The sequence below is a fragment of the Psychromonas sp. MME2 genome, assembly GCF_040566515.1.
Lineage (GTDB): Bacteria > Pseudomonadota > Gammaproteobacteria > Enterobacterales > Psychromonadaceae > Psychromonas.
Genome location: NZ_JBEWXI010000006.1, coordinates 120,587 through 137,499, shown reverse-complemented (window position 1 = coordinate 137,499; position 16,913 = coordinate 120,587). Strand labels below are relative to the sequence as shown.

The following is a 16,913-nucleotide window of genomic DNA, read 5'->3' as shown; positions in this document are numbered from 1 at the left end:
GTAACTTTCTTTTGTCACGGCCTCGATGATCAAACAGAAATAGCGCATCAGGGAAACAGAAGTTATTCAAGCGCCGTTTTTACCAAGCCGCTTACCCACTAATCGCTTTACGATAAATAATGGTGTCAACACATAAATAGAGAGTAGCTACATCTACAAACATCATCAGAGCAATATAATTGCAACGATATCGGTCTAACGGATTGGTATAACAGACCTTTGCAAGCATCAAACAGCACCGTATTTTAATGAGTTTATGCGCTGACTTATGGGCGCTCTTTTATCTGAATAAAAGATACAGAGAGGGTACCGATTGTGTTGGTAATGATTGTTGTAACGCGTCAAGATCCATCGCTGCATAATCAAAGAGGAAAAGCATACAATAACGGTTATGTGGCAGGATATTACAGCCAAGCTTGGCAGCATCAGCATAACGGTAGAAGAATAATTATAGGTGACAGAGAAGCAAATAAATAGGGCTTATCTAACAAGAAAACAGTGACGCTGTTTGCGTTTGCTATCTTTGTTAATAAGCCCCTATTTCTTTTAAAACAGTCACATAAAATGGCTGTTATTTGAAATTGATATTAACCTTTAACCGCACCAGAGGTTAAGCCATCAATCAAACGTCTTGATGTCATAACAAACAGAACAAGAAGTGGTAGAACTGCAATTACCGCACCAATAGCTACCGCTCCCCATGGCACTTGTCCAGTACCTTGTAAAGAACGCAAAGCTAATGGAATCGTAAACATTTTCATATCATTCATAACAACCAAAGGCCCCATGAAATTGTTCCAGGTTCCGATGAAAGTTATCAGACCAAGTGTTCCGAATGCAGGAGTTATTAAAGGAACGATCACTCTCCAGTAAATTTTGAATTCGCGGCATCCATCCATGCGAGCAGCTTCAACCAACTCTTTAGGAATGGAGCTTGAGATATACTGGCGCATCATGAATATACCCATTGCTCCACATGCAGCAGGAATAATAAGAGCCTTAGGATCATTCATCCATCCAATTTGCGACATAATCATCGCTGTTGGGATCATCCCTAAGAATGGAGGCAATAACATAGTCGCCATAATACAAACAAACAAAAAGTTCTTAAATTTAAATTCAAACATGGCAAAAGCATAACCTGCCAGTGAACAGAATAATAAATTAAGTGCTGTTACAGCGATTGCAACAAATAAACTTAATGCTAAGTTATGCCAAAAATAAGGTAGAAAACTAATTAATTTATTAAAGTTTTCGACTATATAATCGCCAAATAATATAGGCGGTGGAACAGATAATATTCCTGAGTTTGAATGTGAAGCGAACACAAACATAAAATAAAATGGAGCGAGCATTATAACTGCACCCAACCCAACCACAATATAGGCTATAAATTGATCTTTTTTTACCTTAATCATTAATGATTACTCCCACCTAATAGTTTATGATTCAGCCATGTCAATCCTGCAATCATCATAAATAAAATCCATGAAATTGCTGATGCGGTACCAAAATCACTTTCCACGAATGCAGTTATATACATATGCATCGCTGCTGTTTTACCCGCCTGATCAATACCTCCCGTACCACCTGTAATAATAAATGGTTCTTCAAATAACTGCAGACTACCAATAATACTCAAAGTCACGGCGAAGAAAGCCATTGGTTTAAGCTGCGGCAAGGTAACATACCAAAATTGTTGATAACGATTTGCACCATCAATAATTGCAGCTTCATACAAATCTTTAGGGATTGTTTGTAAAGCTGATAAATAAAGTACAGTGTTCCATCCAACGTAACGCCAAAATACAACAAATGAAATCATATTCTTAGTATATTCAGGTCTAGCCCAATCAACATTATCAACCGGGAATAACCAGCTAAACACTTTAATGTCAGCAATGGTGAAATTACCAAAATATGTCAGTACTTGATTTACCATACCAAAGTCACGCGAAAACAGAGTACTAAATACCAATGATATTGCCACTGTAGAGGTAATATAAGGGACAAAATAGACGCCTATAACCGTATTACGCCACCTTGAAAAACTAGTGTGAATAAAAAAGGCTAACGGAATAGCTATTGCATGTTGAGGTATACCTGATTTTAACGCAATAATAAAGGTGTTATAAATCGACTTATGAAACCACTCATCTCCTAATGCAAATGTATAGTTTTCTATTCCAATCCACTCCATAGCAGAGAGTCCCGCCGCGGGCTCCCAATTATGAAACGAAAGATATAACGAGAATAGAAGTGGAAAAAAACCAAATATAAGAAATAAAACAAAAAATGGGCTAATAAAAATATAGGGCGCTATTTTATTACCATTACGTAACCAAAAGGTACTTTTTGGGGGAGTAGTTTTGGTTGAATTAATAGATGTCATAGATGTCATAACCTGTACCTAATAAGAGAGGGCAAACGATAGCTCACCCTCTATTTTTAAAAATTAACGACGACGAGCTCTTCGCTTAATTTGCTTCTCAGCATCAGCTAGAACCTTATCAATATCAGCATCGTGCTCTAATACTTGCTCTAATGCATCATCAACGATTTGACGAGCCACTTCGTCATAGCAATCCATTGCAACAAATGGAATTTTTAAAGCAGCTTTTTTCCATTGAAGACGCGCTTTTTGACCACCAAGGTAGGCAATTTCTTCGTCAAACATTGGGCAGGTTTGAGCTTCAATTAGTGAAGGGAAAGCATTGATCTCTTTAAATGCTAATAATTGAACTTCTTTATTAGTCGACATAAATTTAATGAATTCCCAAGCTTCTGCTTTATGCTCTGCTTTTGCAGGAATGGCGAAAAATGATCCACCCCAACTAGCAAATGATCCATTAGGTAGATCTGCTGAACGCCATTTACCAGCATCATCAGGTGCAATCCAATCTTGTAAATGACCACCTAACCATGCGCCCATCATTTGAACAGAAATCGTTCCACGCTTTAACCCTTCCGTCCATTCGTTTGTCCAAGGTGAAATTTTTCCATCAATACCTGCATCTCGCGCTACTTTTGATAACCTGAATGCTTCTTTAAATCTCGGAGTGTTTACTAAAATATTATGCTCTTTATCAAAGTAAATACCCTCTCCTTCTTTTAACTCTGAGCGAATATAAATATTCTTAATATCAGTAGCATTGGCAATTAAATAATTACCAGTTTTCGCTTTAACTTTAACCCCAGCTTGGATAAAAGAATCCCAATCCTTTATAAGCTCTTCTTCAGTAACGCCAGCAATTTCTAACACATCTTTTCGATAAAAGAGTGCACCGGGACCGATATCAGCAGGCATAGCACGTAATGCACCATCGGAGTCTGTCGCTTGACCTAATGTAAACGGTACAATCTTTTGCGTAAATTCACCTGCATTATAAGGAGCCGCATTAAGTTGTTCTAAACCTCCAGACTCAGCAAAACGACCAATAAAGTTGGCTTCAACGCCCATAACATCAGGCAAGTTAGCTCCTGTAGCCATAGCTGTTGTCATTGCATTATGGTGATCAGAGTAAGCCATATTAACAAACTTCAGCTTAATATTTGGATACTGTTTTTCGAATAAAGGCGCAGCAGCTTCTGCGGCTTTATTAAAATTAGGGAAGCTAGCAATAGTCAATTCGACCTGTTCCGCAGTCGCCATGCTAGTCACTAAACTAGCGCATAGAGCAGTAAAAATAGCTTTCTTTTTAAAGATAATCATATTTATTTTCCTTAATTTGAAGTGATGTTGTTGTTTTCATCAAAAAGATGAACCTTGCTTTGATTAAAGAACAGGCGAGCCTTTCCTTTAACAAAAGTATTTAAATTTGCTGTGTCAACGATAAGCTTGTTGCCTTGATATTCGCATTCTATATGTGAAGTCGAACCGAGTAATTCACTCGCTTTGACATGCACATCAATAAATAGCACGTCATGACCAGAAACCTCTTCTTTATTAAAGTGCAGGTGTTGTGGTCTTATACCTATTGAATTACAAGTATCTAAAGAAGAATTAAAGTTAAAATCACTCAGCATCTTCGCGTTTAATAGGGGAAAAATATTCATTTCTGGTGCACCAATGAATCTTGCAACAAATTCATTTTTCGGTGAGTCAAAAATCTCTTTAGGCGTACCTACCTGTTCAATTTTCCCCTGGTTAAGAATCACGATTCTATCGGCTAATGTCATAGCTTCAACTTGATCATGAGTCACATAAATCACAGTCGTTTTAACTTTGTGATGTAATGCCTTAATTTCTTTGCGCATTTGTCCGCGCAATTTAGCATCAAGGTTTGATAATGGTTCGTCAAATAGGAACACCTCTGGCGTTCTAACCATTGCTCTTCCCATTGCAACACGTTGCCGCTGCCCACCAGAAAGATCTTTAGGTTTTCTATCTAGCAACTCAGTAAGCTCTAGAATCTCAGCTACTTTTTTTACCATTGCTTCTCTTTCTGAAGCGTCAATTTTCATATTTTCAAGGCTGAAACTAATATTTTGTGCCACTGTCATATGGGGGTAAAGTGCATAACTTTGAAATACCATGGCAATATTTCGTTCTATCGGATGAAGATCATTAACCACCTGATCTCCTATAAGTATTTCACCTCCAGATATATCTTCTAAGCCTGCAAGCATTCTTAATGTGGTCGATTTCCCACAACCAGATGGCCCAAGTAAAACAATGAACTCGCCATGCTTAATATCTAAATCAATATTTTTCACTACCGGCGTAGTGCCATAGCTTTTTTCCAAATTTTTGAATTGTACCGATGCCATACCAATCACCTTTATAATCTTTGTTGTTAAGCAATAAACCTATTGTCTGCTTAAAAATGAAGTTTAGCTTTACCATAATTGGCATGTTGATTGTAGTATTTACCCACGGATAATAATTTGTGATTTAGATCCTTTAATGAGAAGTAACAACTGTGATTAGCGATCTATTTCTGTTTTGTTAAGTGCTCATTCAAGATGATATTAGAGCATGTTTTGGAGAGCCGGCTACCTAATAATGGCGTATATACATCTAACAGAGATGCGTTATGGGCTGCCAACAGGAAACATAATGACCTGATATCCCAGACTACTGAGCTTGTTAATATGAATGCTAACTTGAAATGAAACGGCGTTTCACTTCAAGTTAGTTATTTTGCAATTAGTACAATTAGTAATTAGAACTATTTATCTCTGAAAGCCAACTGTCAATAAATATGCGAGGAATCCAAAGACCTTCAATAGGTCAATGGATTAGCCCTATTTCATGGTAATAACATGCTTGATTGAAGCGCAATGCGTATTTGTTTGATATCACCCCGACGAGAAAATATCAAACGACTCATTTCTGTATCTAGCTCTAAACTCGCTAACGAAAGCGCTTCACCATTTGTCATTTGCACCACTATCTGAGCAGCATTAGCAATCTCATAAATAAAAGGTATTTGGCAGTAAGTAAATGCTAATGATTTGGGTGCCAATGATATTGTTTCATACTCACCATTAATATTAATAAATTCAAATTTACTCTCGTCCACTAAAAACTCAGATTGTTTAAGTAATGATGGTTGGAAATAAATTTGACCATTTTTAACCAATAGGCCTAACTCTCCAAAACGGGTTAATATTTCCTCTTTTACCTGCCCCGTCATACCGGGTTGTTGAGCCCCCGCCTGCTTAGGGGTATGAGAATATGGGTCAGTCGGGAACGCACCATAAACATCTGGCGTTTTATTAAATCCAATACCAGCACGCACTCTATAGTAGTATTCTGCGAGTTTTTTGGTTTCCTGAAACGTCGGATCTTGTTCATAAGAGGAGAAATAATTTTCCTGCACAGCAAGTAATAATTTTGAGACCATATGCCAGTAAATAGAGCCAAGGCCTTCATAACCAAACATTGCCCCTGAACGGCCTGTAAACGCCTGATGATTAAATACGTCTTCATAAATTGTTAATACATCTGCGATGGCATTACTATCTTTAGATCCACTCTTTTTAAGAGCAGCCGCTAAAAAACGGCCATTTTCAAAGGTGGCATTAAAGTGGTAATCCCCCTGTGCATCTACCTCAATAATAGTGCGATCACCTATTTCGATCATATTTTTAAGCAAAGCATTGCCATTTACACGCTGTGCAGGTATCCGATTTTTATTTTCAAAACGAGTCAAATCACGATCAGGATAAAGCATAAATGTATTCTGATCCTCTGGAACATGTTGCTAGCATAAAGATTATCCAACAAAGAAATTGCTTGTTTAGGCGATAATACTCCTGCAGATAATACCGCGACTTGACCTTCAAGCATCGGATAAAGAAAATCAATATCCACACAATCTTCAGTGTAATCAATAATATTATAAGCATTGTACAAACCATCTTTGCGCAAGTTAGTTTCAATACTTTCATCTATAACTTTTAAGCTTGTTTCAAGCAGTTCTATCATTGATGAGTTATCTACTGTTGCTTTGCCTGAAAAACCTTTTTTATAAACAATTGCGCGATAACCTGCAGCCGTACTAACCAGTTTACGAAGTACGGTGTTGCGTGCTTCACAGCTGATAACCCCTTGATTCAGAATTTCATGCGCTTCTTGCATAATTTGCGTTGTTACAGTCAGCCACTGCGCTACCTCTACGGAAAGAACCACCGTATCATTACAGTCTTTTAATAACGCCTGTAAAAAAATGACATAACGACGCATGTAATACAAGGTAACCATAGACAGGCCTGTGCCGACAATTGCATTGTTCGCATCATTCCACTCAGGACGTTGTGTATTCAACCAGATACCACCATCAATGACCAAATTGCTCAATTTAGCTAATAAGGGTACCAATAGTTTTTCTGTTAGGTTAACTAGATAAACGTTATTATTAGCATCTAGCAACAATCGCCCATCACTGCCTAGCTGTGCAATCCGATCTTCAATTAGCGCTTGTTTTTCATCGTTGAAAGTTACAGTATTTTTAGCATCAATAAATAGTTGCTCAGCCTCCCCAATTTCATAAGGCACATTTGCATAGCTGAATATTTCAGTATTTAACAATGCAGTTAACTCTTGTGGCTGGTATTTCTTAGATAACTCTAAAAACTTCAATAAGTAAATAATTTGATGATCGCCCCAATAACCTATATTACTCCACGGATCATCTGATTCTAAGAGTTCCCAATCGATACCCGCTTTGGTTATACGATAAGGATTATAGCCATCAATAGTCGATGCGTTCACAAACTTAGAAATAAAAGATTTCACAAAGTTTGGATAACTCAAACCAAGAGCTTCCCAATTCTGAAAAATATCACGCCAATTACCTTGATAAGATAGTAGACGGTCGCCCTTTTCATCTTTTAGTTTTATCTCAAAATGATTCCATGGTCGACTAGGATCACCATGTCGGCGACCAAAGGTTAGGGGCAAATACTCATGACAAAGACGCACTAATTGAGCATCGTTTTCTTTTGCAGCTAAAGCAATCAACTCCTGATAATCTATGCGATCTGATAAATTCGCAAGAAAGGTGGCATGTTGTTTTGCGACTACTCTATTCGCATTCGTCAACGTTTTTACAAAGTCATTTTTATCCACCCAATATTGATCAACAACAACACCACCACGCATATTGTTAAACAGCACATTGGCATAATGGTGTACCGTCGTTTCTTCTTGTGCTGTTTTTTGGAAAGCATCACTGCCAGCCATCAACATCAGCAATTCTTGATGATTAATTTCGACCGATTTTTGTATTTTCTCTTTGCATAAATTCTGTTGTAACTCAACAATCTCTCTATGGGTTTTATCGATATCAGCAACAATCAGCCAACTCTCTTTTTGATTAGCAGCAAGCTTACAATTTTTATTAATAAAATAGGCACCACGTAAACCTCGACGCAAGGTTTCATTGTACATTTTGTTACCTTGACGGAAGGCACTTAACTGCTCACTTGAGAGCAAAATAGACTGGCAATCATCAACAATACTGAAGACCGTTGTTGCCAGTAACGATTCGGCAGGTTCAGCACGATCACTTAATTTTGCGTATAAGCTATAGCTTGCCAGTGAGCTGTTAGGTAATAGCTCATTCCATTTGTAAGCGTCCAGTAGCGCACTTGCATTCTGCATAACAGCAAGCGGTGCATTAGGCGGTAAAATATTTTGAATACCATCAACGATTTCAAATTCAACAGCCTGTTGAGCATTATTTTCTACAGTAGAGGTACGGACAAAACCGAATTGCTCACTCGTTGCCCATTGATATTTAAAAGTCAATCCCAAATCTAGGTTGATTTCTTCAAAAATAATTTTATCGCCAGTCACATTTTTATAAATATTGCGCTGCACTTGATAAAGGCTATTATGCTGAAGATTAAAGGGTTCCCATCGTTTATCACCATTTTCGGTATGCACTTGCACAATGGTTTTGCTACCTGTATTTTCCGCACTTTCGTGAATGCAATCTACAGATTTATATGGGAACAATGCATTTTCAGGGCGAATTCTTCCCGCAGATAAGCTCCCCGTCGATGAAATAAATAACCAGTGATCACTTGCCGATACCACACTAATAAAAAAGGGTTTCATCTGGTCAGCGTTGCTAATTTGATAGTATTTATCACCATCGACAGTAACAAATTTTCCGGATATCTCTGCCAATAAGTTGGCTCTATTGTTATTTTTCATGGTAAAACTCGAATTTAAGTAGGTGATTCCAAATAACAGTTTGTTATTTGGAATTTTATGAAGGAAATTATTGCGAGTGTTATTGGACAACCGTGTTACATAGCATATTCCAATATTTGGGTAATAGTTTTAGCTCACCCGTTACATTGACGGTTTCTGTAAATACAATATCGGTTGCCAACGACCAATCATAATTTCAAATTCACCCGGCTCGACAACACGTTGATGCTGATTGTCCGTAAAGTTAAGCATATCAACGGGTAATTCAAAGGTGACTTGCTTTGTTTCGCCAACGTTAATATCTACTCTTGTAAAACCTTTTAATTCACGAATAGGTCTGACTAAAGAACATAACTTATCTTTTACGTATAGCTGCACAACTTCACAACCATCCATAGCCCCCGTATTTTCAATTTCAACCGATACTTTTATAACGCCATTAATATCGACAATTGAGTTTTCAATCGACATATTTTTATAATCGAAATTCGTATAGGTTAAACCATATCCAAAATTATATTTTGAACCAAAGTGGTAGGCTATCGGTGTACCGCTGCTCTTCAATTTATGATTGTAGTAATAAGGTACCGCCCCAACATTTTTAGGTATAGTTAACGTCAAACGGCCTGATGGCAACTGTTTACCCGTTATTATATCGACAATTGCATCGGCACCTTCTTGGCCAGGAGCCCAACCAAAAATAACAGCAGCTGCTTTTTCTTCTGCACCATTGAGGTTATATGGACGGCCGCCTGTAACAAGAATAACAACAGGTTTACCTGTTTCAAGCGCGGCGTCAATTAGCGCTTGTTGTACGCCAGGTAAATCGAGACTATCAGTATCAGAGCCTTCCCCGATGGTACCCGTTTGGAATAAACCAGCTAAGTCTCCTACGCAAACTAATGCGATATCAGCATCTGCAATCACTGCCGCGGCTGCAGATATTTGACTAATATCTTGCGATACAGGGGATTCCATTTTTTGCCCCATAGCCAGATCGACATCACCAGGAAAAACCGGTGCATTCGCATGACGTTCCGTCAATATTTCACAGCCTTTAATATATTCAACGTTTTCAAATTGATCTTTAACGGCTTCTAATATCGTTTTTGATACTTTTTCGTCATCGCCAAGACTACTCAGTATAAGATGAACAGGAAAACTATAGCCACCGAGTAAAGCCAGCTGATCATCTGCGGTTGGCCCAACAACGGCTATTTTTTTCTGCGAGTTAAGTGGCAGAGTGCCATCATTTTCTAATAAGACTATCGACTGAGACGCGACTTTATAGGCAACATCGATGGCTTGCTGTGACTGAATTTCAATATGATCTTCCGAACAATAAGGATTTTCAAATAAACCAAGTTCAAATTTAACTTTTAAAACACGTGCAACTATCTCATCAATTTTGGCTTCAGAGATAAGCCCTCTTTCCATCGCGTCTTGAATATGAGTAGCACAAGCATCATCCGGTAGTTCGATATCTAAACCTGCATTAAAAGCTAGTGCAGCGGCTTCAGCTCTATCTGCTGCAATTCCATGATGAGAAACCAATAATTCAATACCACCGTAATCGGCTACAATCAAACCATCAAATCCCCATTGATCACGCAAAACAGTTGTTAATAAGTATTTAGAAGAGTGACAAGGTTCATTATCGATATCGTGATAAGCAGGCATAACAGAACCAGCATTACCTAATTTAACGGCCATTTCAAAGGGGAGTAAGAATGTGTCATTGAGTTCTTTAAAACCCAGATGTACCGGAGCGTGGTTGCGCGCACCTTCACTAAATGAATGCCCTACATAGTGTTTTAATGTCGCTAATACGTCACGTTTATCACCTTGAAGACCTTTAACATAACTTGTAGCAATCACACCGACATGGTAGGGATCTTCCCCTAGTGTCTCTTCTGTTCTTCCCCAGCGAACATCACGTGATACATCAAGAACTGGAGCTAAACCATGATGTGCCCCTACTTGGCGAACTTCCTTACCAATTGCTTGGCCCATCTCTTCAATCAGATCAGGATTCCAAGTATGACCATAATTAAGTGACGAAGGAAATAACGTAGCGCCTTTTGCCATAAGCCCCACTAAACACTCTTCATGAGACATCGCAGGAATGCCTAAACGTGTCTCTTCCACGAGAAATTTCTGAAGCAAATTCAGTGCTTTTACACCATCATCTGCACTAATCGTATATGTACCAAGAGGGCGAGTAATTTGACCTAAGCCATGCTTTAAGCGCTCTTTAATTGGCTTACGGGAATCTCCCGTAGACATTTCTAATTCACGATCTTTATGCTCTCCCGTTGGACTTAAAAGTAGCCACTGAGCACTTAGCTGGGCAATTTTTTCATCCATAGTCATCAGGCTCATTAAATCATCCAATCTTTCTTGAATTGAATAATGCGGGTTTTTATAAATACTCATACAGGCTGCACCTTTTTTTATTAAAACTTAAAGTGGCAATAATATGAGCGATTTCAAAAAATTTAATCAGGATCTAGCGCACAGTTGCCAAATCAGTGAATCAATCAACCAGATATCACAATGTGACGCAGCTACGAATTTTTTATATGGTTCTCTTTCACAGAAGAAGATTAAGCCATTGTTCCCTTTCGATACTCTAACGGCGTATAATTAAATTGCTTTCGATATACTTTATAAAAATAACTTAGATTTGGATAGCCACATTGTAAGGCGATGCTCTCGATTGAGTCATGACTGCTTCTGAGTAATTTTTTAGACTTAGAAAGTCTTAAATCTGATAAATATTGATGTACGCTTACCCCTTTACAAGCAATGAAACGATTCTCTAAAGTCCTGCGAGATACCCGGCAAAAATCAACAACTTGTTGAACTTTTATATTCATATGAAAATTATTGTGCAAATAATACAGGGCTTTACTGACAATATCATTTTGACTTTCCATGGTTATCGTTGACTTTCCATGTATTAAACTCACAGGCTGATACTTTTCGTGCACTATTCGTTTAAGACGTTTGGCTTTAACTAAAACCTCTACACAGCGTTGCCCAAGTTCATAGGGATCATGATTAACAGAGCTTAATGGAATGGCTGAAATAGCATTCTCTGAATCATCACAATCCGTACCGATAATCGAGACTTGCTTTGGCACTTCTACATTTCTTTCAATACAAAAATTAACTAACTTTCTTGCCGAGCGATTTGTCGCACAATAAACGCCTAGAGGAAATTTCCTCAACGCGATAGCCTCATGTATATCATTAAAGTACTTAAACTCTAATTCATTGGCGTGTTTCTCAAAGCACTCTAATCTTTCAGTCGCCCATCCCGTATTACACTCCCGAGGCTCCATATAAAATGCAACATTCTCAATGTCATTTTGCATAAATTGCCCTAATGCTAGGCAAGCAAAGTGGTCATTATCATTCACTAACGTTGACACAGATTCAGGGGGATTTTGTATTCTATAACCAGAGAAGATCAGAATATTCGTATTTAAGCGGGGAATAACTCTATAGCGATCTCCCTTATCAAAATCTGCAATCACATAATCCCAATGCTGGGAAAGTATATCTTCAGCATGCTCAATCGAGTCAATAGTGATAGTAAACTTCAATTGATACTCATCGACTTTTGATTTTATACCTTTCAACACTTCCCTATCAAAATGAAACATTGTATCGATCAACAGTAATAATTTAGTCATAGGTATACCATACAGTGTCAGTAAAATGGAGGCCTACATAGAGGCAATAATAATTTTTAATGAATAAATTAACGTGAATAATAATGGTTATGAGATGTGCTGTCAGGCTAAAATCGACAAACTAGAAGGCTATTGATCTCCTTATCTTCTAACCATTTTTGTTACCATAACACCAGTAAACAGCTTTAGAAATCTGTTAAATAACAAGACATTCCAGCTGATTTGTTGATATTCATTCCTTGAGCTTTTTATCAATATTGGTCGATTCATCAAGGCTGTTTGTAACCGTACAGTTAGCCACCCAAGAATAAGGGGGTTTAAGGATATATTCAAATTTCTAATTGGTATTATCCATTACTTTGATGCATCCATCACAGCAATATAATTTTTCACGTAAATCATTTGGTGGGAATAGCTTGAGTTTTTTATTAACCGATATTAAGGAGTGAATTGATAACCTGATGCGTTTAATTCGAACTAAAGGATTATTAATAGCAATTATTAGCGATGGCCATAACTGCTTACCTTGCCAAATCGTTCGATTAACATATCTGTTGGTATAAATAAGCAGTTACACTGTTTTTAATTTATTGCAGTGCCCAAACTTTGAATCATGTAAAATCTGATCCCGACTTTAATAAAACCTTCAACTAACTGAATGCCCAGGCCGTTAATTTACATTGCATTAAGTCCTTGACGATACTCACAAGGAGTGTAATCAAATTGTTTTCTATAGATTTGATACAGATAACTTTGATTAGGGTAACCACATTGTAAGGCGATACTCTCTATCGAGTCTTTACTATTCCTGAGTAGTTTTTTAGACTTAAGAATACGCAAAGTCGCTAAATATTGGTGTACGCTTACCCCTTTACATTTAATAAAGCGATTATCTAACGTCTTACGAGATACTCTACAATAATCAAGAACTTGTTGAACTTTTATATTGAAATGAAAATTATTATGTAAATAATAAAGTGCTTTGTTTACAATGTGATCCTGATTTATCTCTTCTTGTGTTGATTTTTTATTCATTAAACTAGCAGGCTGAAACTTCTCATGCAATACTCTTTTGAATCGTTTTGCTTTAAGTAGCACATCCATGCAGCGCTGTCCTAACATATAAGGGTCATGGTTAACGGAACTTAACGGCAAAGGAGAGATAGAACGTTCAGCATCGTCACAGTCTGTCCCTATAATAGAAACCTGCGTTGGCACTGCAATATTTCTTTCAGTGCAAAAGTTGACCAACTTTCTTTGCCGAACGATCGGAAGCACAGTAAACCCCTAAAGGAAATTGCCTTGAAGCAATCGCTTCTTTGACATTTTCAAAATATTTAAATTCGAGCCGATTCGCGTGATTATCGAACGTTTGTTTTCGTTCATTCGCCCAACCTGCATTGCATTCTCTGGGTTCCATGTAAAATGCAACATTATGAATATCATTTTGCAGGAATTGTCCTAATGCTAAGCAAGCAAACTGTTCATTATCGTTAACCAAGGTCGATACAGACTCTGGAGGGTGTTCAATGGCATAACTAGAATATATAAGGACATTAGAATTTAAACGCGGAATAATTCGGTGGCAATCTCCTTTATCAAAATCAGCAATAACGTAATCCCATTGCTCGGACAAAATCTCATCGGCATGTTCGATAGATTCAATAGCAATCGTCAATTTTAATTGATATTCGTCAATTTTGGCTTTAATACCTTTTAATATTTCTCGATCATAATAGAACCTAGTATCAATCAACAATAATAATTTATTCATATTAATATCCATTTAATATATCTATTTATTAACTTAATCACGATCAAAATAAAGCAGAGCATGCCAATTACCGAAAGCAAGAAAACACGCTCTTTATACCCAAACGACTTCATAACTAGAGAAATTTGGATATTAAACATTCAAAATTATCTCGCGATCACCTCTTCAGTTTGTGAATCAAAAAGATGCATTTTTGTCTTATCAATATACAGATCAATTATCTGCCCCTCTTCGATTAAATCACTGGATAGCGTTTCAACGGTCAATATACACTTACCAAACTGTGTTTCTAAATGTATGTTAGCACCCAATAATTCGAATGTTTCCACTTTCACTTTAATAGCGACCGAATCTTCAAGTAACTCTGCAGATAAATGTATGTCACTTGGGCGTATGCCAATTAATACATTTTGATTTTTCTGAACTTGCATACTGTTTGTTGGCAAAGGAAGCGTTTCACCCGCAACTTCAATATATAAACTTTCCGCTTGTTGTATTTTACCTTCGAGTAAATTCATTGATGGACTACCAATGAAACCAGCCACAAATTTATTCGCGGGTCTATTATAAATCTCTTCAGGCGTACCAACTTGTGCGATATGCCCACCATGTAAAACCACAATTCGATCAGCTAATGTCATAGCCTCGACCTGGTCATGTGTAACATAAATTGTTGTTTTCTTTATTTTTCTATGGAGCTCTTTAATTTCACTGCGCATCGCATTGCGCAGCTTTGCATCTAAATTAGAAAGAGGCTCATCGAATAAAAACACCTCTGGTGTACGTACCATGGCTCTGCCCATCGCAACACGTTGTCTCTGCCCTCCAGACAATGCTTTGGGTTTACGGTTTAATAATGGAGTTAATTGCAGCATATCCGTGATAGGTCTAACCTTTTTTTCTATTTCAGCTTTCTTTAAACCAGAAAGCTTCAAAGAAAATGCGATATTATCGTAAACAGTCATATGAGGGTATAAAGCATAGCTCTGGAATACCATTGCAATATTTCTGTCTTTAGGCTCCATATCATTAATAACATCATCACCAATAATAATATCGCCACCAGAAATATCTTCCAATCCAGCTAACATCCGTAATGTTGTTGATTTTCCACAGCCCGAAGGACCAAGGAACACAATAAACTCCCCTTCTTTTATTTTTAAATTGAAATTTTTAACAACGTGTACATTGCCAGGATAAATTTTATCTATATTTTTGAATTCTATTGAAGCCATTCTCATTTCTACCTTAATTTAGTCTATCGAATTAACATTATTTAGTTTAAATTTTATGAATTTTCATTGGATATCAATTGGAATATAACCTTGTGCTTATAAGGTCTTTGAGGTGTATAAATGCATTGCTTTTTATACGTATCCATATTGATTTGATCTGGATAATGCTGAGTTTCTAAACACAAACCAGCATATTGCTGGTATGTTTGGCCATTTCGACCAGTAACATTCTTTAAAAAGTTTCCTGAATAAAACTGAAGACCACTTTGATCCGCATAAACTCTCAAAAATAGCCCACTTTTCGCACTATACGCAGTGGCAGCAAATTGAATGCCTTCTCCCTCAAGACACCAACAATGGTCAAAGCCCTTGGTTCTCGCTAATTCACGAGGTTGAGCAAGAACATCTTTACGTAATTTTTTAGGTTTACGGAAATCCATCACGGTATTTTCTACGGCACACTTATCAACCGGGATAGAAAAATCATCCGTTACGAAGTATTTTTCAGCATTAATAGTAAGCGAATGATCAAGTACATCACCTCCACCATTAAGATTAAAATAGGTATGTTGTGTTAAATTAACAGGGGTATCACGATCAACATTTGCTAAGTAATCAACCATTAATTCATTATCATTGTTCAACGTATATGAGACGTAAATCTCCATGTCGCAGGAAAACCACCTTCAAGATAAGCAATGTTTGTTCTTAGGGTAACAGAAGTTGCTGATACCGCTTCCAGTACCCATTTCTTTTTATGGATAGCACATGAGCCTCCATGCAAATGATTGCGGCCCTCGTTTTGATCAACAACAATTTGCTCACCATTGAGTTCAAATTTTCCCTGTGCAATACGATTAGCCCAAGGACCAACAACAGAGCCAAGAAAAACATCACCATCTAAATATTCTTGAGGAGAGTCATATCCCAGTACAATATTTTTTATGTCTCCTACTTTATCTTTAACATATAAATTAACGATAGTTGCCCCTAAATTTGATATGTCAACTTGGATACCATTATCATTAGACAGTGTATATAATTGGTATTCACCCCAAGGCTTACTTTTAATTTGCCGCCTCTCTTTGAGTAACATAACGTTTCCTAACTCCCTATTTCAAAGGGCAACAACAATGATATTTTGTTGGACCTTTTTAATAAATTTAAACTTAAGTGGTAGTAATATGAGTGATTCGAAAAAATTAATCTAAATCCGGCGCACAATTACAAAATTAGTGAATCAATGAACCAAATATCACAATAAAATAATTACAAAATCTCCCTCTTTTTGCCCTCTTTCAACAAAATAATATACGACGGAGCTCTCTTTCAATACTCGAACGACGCATAATTGAATTGCTTTCGATAGCGTTGATAAAGATAATTTTGCTTTGTATAACCACATTGTGAGGCTATGTTATGGGTTGAATAATGACCGTTTTTAGGCCATTTTGGGGAATTGTAAAATCGCAAATCGGATTAATATCCACTTCTCGAACATGGGTTCTTGCCCTTGTAGCAAGTAAGAGCGTCTG

General features: G+C 37.2%; 11 protein-coding genes and 1 pseudogene. All 12 read right to left on the bottom strand.

Features of this window, described 5'->3' with window-relative positions; genetic code table 11:
- Window positions 1-587: 587 nt before the first annotated feature.
- Window positions 588-1,418, bottom strand: coding sequence for a carbohydrate ABC transporter permease (locus AB1A03_RS06535; RefSeq protein WP_354623848.1), 831 nt, complete (start codon window positions 1,416-1,418; stop codon window positions 588-590).
- Window positions 1,418-2,401: a carbohydrate ABC transporter permease gene (locus AB1A03_RS06530; protein WP_354623847.1), complete on the bottom strand. Its 984-nt coding sequence runs from the start codon at window positions 2,399-2,401 to the stop codon at window positions 1,418-1,420. The genes AB1A03_RS06535 and AB1A03_RS06530 overlap by 1 nt, the downstream gene beginning before the upstream one ends.
- A gap of 54 nt (window positions 2,402-2,455) precedes the next feature.
- Window positions 2,456-3,712 carry an ABC transporter substrate-binding protein gene (locus AB1A03_RS06525; RefSeq protein ID WP_354623846.1) on the bottom strand — a complete coding sequence of 419 codons (1,257 nt, stop codon included), beginning with the start codon at window positions 3,710-3,712 and terminating at the stop codon, window positions 2,456-2,458.
- Between the two features lie 11 nt (window positions 3,713-3,723).
- Window positions 3,724-4,770 (bottom strand): ABC transporter ATP-binding protein, encoded by a 1,047-nt coding sequence (locus AB1A03_RS06520; protein ID WP_354623845.1) that lies wholly within the window; start codon window positions 4,768-4,770, stop codon window positions 3,724-3,726.
- 482 nt (window positions 4,771-5,252) lie between these two features.
- Complete coding sequence (locus tag AB1A03_RS06515; protein ID WP_354623844.1) at window positions 5,253-6,179, bottom strand: GH149 family glycoside hydrolase; 927 nt, start codon at window positions 6,177-6,179, stop codon at window positions 5,253-5,255.
- Window positions 6,155-8,668 (bottom strand): 1,3-beta-D-glucan phosphorylase, GH149 family, encoded by a 2,514-nt coding sequence (locus AB1A03_RS06510; RefSeq protein ID WP_354623843.1) that lies wholly within the window; start codon window positions 8,666-8,668, stop codon window positions 6,155-6,157. Before AB1A03_RS06510 ends, AB1A03_RS06515 begins: the two co-directional genes overlap by 25 nt.
- A 141-nt stretch (window positions 8,669-8,809) precedes the next feature.
- Window positions 8,810-11,104, bottom strand: a complete 2,295-nt coding sequence (locus AB1A03_RS06505; RefSeq protein WP_354623842.1) for a glycoside hydrolase family 3 N-terminal domain-containing protein — start codon at window positions 11,102-11,104, stop codon at window positions 8,810-8,812.
- A 170-nt stretch (window positions 11,105-11,274) separates the two neighbouring features.
- Window positions 11,275-12,369 carry an AraC family transcriptional regulator gene (locus tag AB1A03_RS06500; protein ID WP_354623841.1) on the bottom strand — a complete coding sequence of 365 codons (1,095 nt, stop codon included), beginning with the start codon at window positions 12,367-12,369 and terminating at the stop codon, window positions 11,275-11,277.
- 675 nt (window positions 12,370-13,044) lie between these two features.
- Window positions 13,045-13,647, bottom strand: a complete 603-nt coding sequence (locus AB1A03_RS06495) for a helix-turn-helix transcriptional regulator (RefSeq protein WP_354623840.1) — start codon at window positions 13,645-13,647, stop codon at window positions 13,045-13,047.
- The gene (locus AB1A03_RS06490; protein ID WP_354623839.1) at window positions 13,601-14,143 is read right to left on the bottom strand and encodes a type 1 periplasmic-binding domain-containing protein; all 543 of its coding nucleotides are present in this window, start codon (window positions 14,141-14,143) and stop codon (window positions 13,601-13,603) included. The genes AB1A03_RS06495 and AB1A03_RS06490 overlap by 47 nt, the downstream gene beginning before the upstream one ends.
- A gap of 146 nt (window positions 14,144-14,289) precedes the next feature.
- On the bottom strand, window positions 14,290-15,378 hold the full coding sequence (locus AB1A03_RS06485; RefSeq protein WP_354623838.1) for an ABC transporter ATP-binding protein: 1,089 nt from the start codon (window positions 15,376-15,378) through the stop codon (window positions 14,290-14,292).
- A gap of 53 nt (window positions 15,379-15,431) precedes the next feature.
- A pseudogene (locus AB1A03_RS06480) lies at window positions 15,432-16,474 on the bottom strand (aldose epimerase family protein).
- Window positions 16,475-16,913: the final 439 nt, after the last annotated feature.

What these genes read in the sequence shown, in the direction of transcription:
- AB1A03_RS06535 (WP_354623848.1), bottom strand. Translation starts at nt 1,418, where the DNA reads ATGATTAAGGTAAAAAAAGATCAATTTATAGCCTATATTGTGGTTGGG.
- AB1A03_RS06530 (WP_354623847.1), bottom strand. Translation starts at nt 2,401, where the DNA reads ATGACATCTATGACATCTATTAATTCAACCAAAACTACTCCCCCAAAA.
- AB1A03_RS06525 (WP_354623846.1), bottom strand. Translation starts at nt 3,712, where the DNA reads ATGATTATCTTTAAAAAGAAAGCTATTTTTACTGCTCTATGCGCTAGT.
- AB1A03_RS06520 (WP_354623845.1), bottom strand. Translation starts at nt 4,770, where the DNA reads ATGGCATCGGTACAATTCAAAAATTTGGAAAAAAGCTATGGCACTACG.
- AB1A03_RS06515 (WP_354623844.1), bottom strand. Translation starts at nt 6,179, where the DNA reads ATGCTTTATCCTGATCGTGATTTGACTCGTTTTGAAAATAAAAATCGG.
- AB1A03_RS06510 (WP_354623843.1), bottom strand. Translation starts at nt 8,668, where the DNA reads ATGAAAAATAACAATAGAGCCAACTTATTGGCAGAGATATCCGGAAAA.
- AB1A03_RS06505 (WP_354623842.1), bottom strand. Translation starts at nt 11,104, where the DNA reads ATGAGTATTTATAAAAACCCGCATTATTCAATTCAAGAAAGATTGGAT.
- AB1A03_RS06500 (WP_354623841.1), bottom strand. Translation starts at nt 12,369, where the DNA reads ATGACTAAATTATTACTGTTGATCGATACAATGTTTCATTTTGATAGG.
- AB1A03_RS06490 (WP_354623839.1), bottom strand. Translation starts at nt 14,143, where the DNA reads ATGAATAAATTATTATTGTTGATTGATACTAGGTTCTATTATGATCGA.
- AB1A03_RS06485 (WP_354623838.1), bottom strand. Translation starts at nt 15,378, where the DNA reads ATGGCTTCAATAGAATTCAAAAATATAGATAAAATTTATCCTGGCAAT.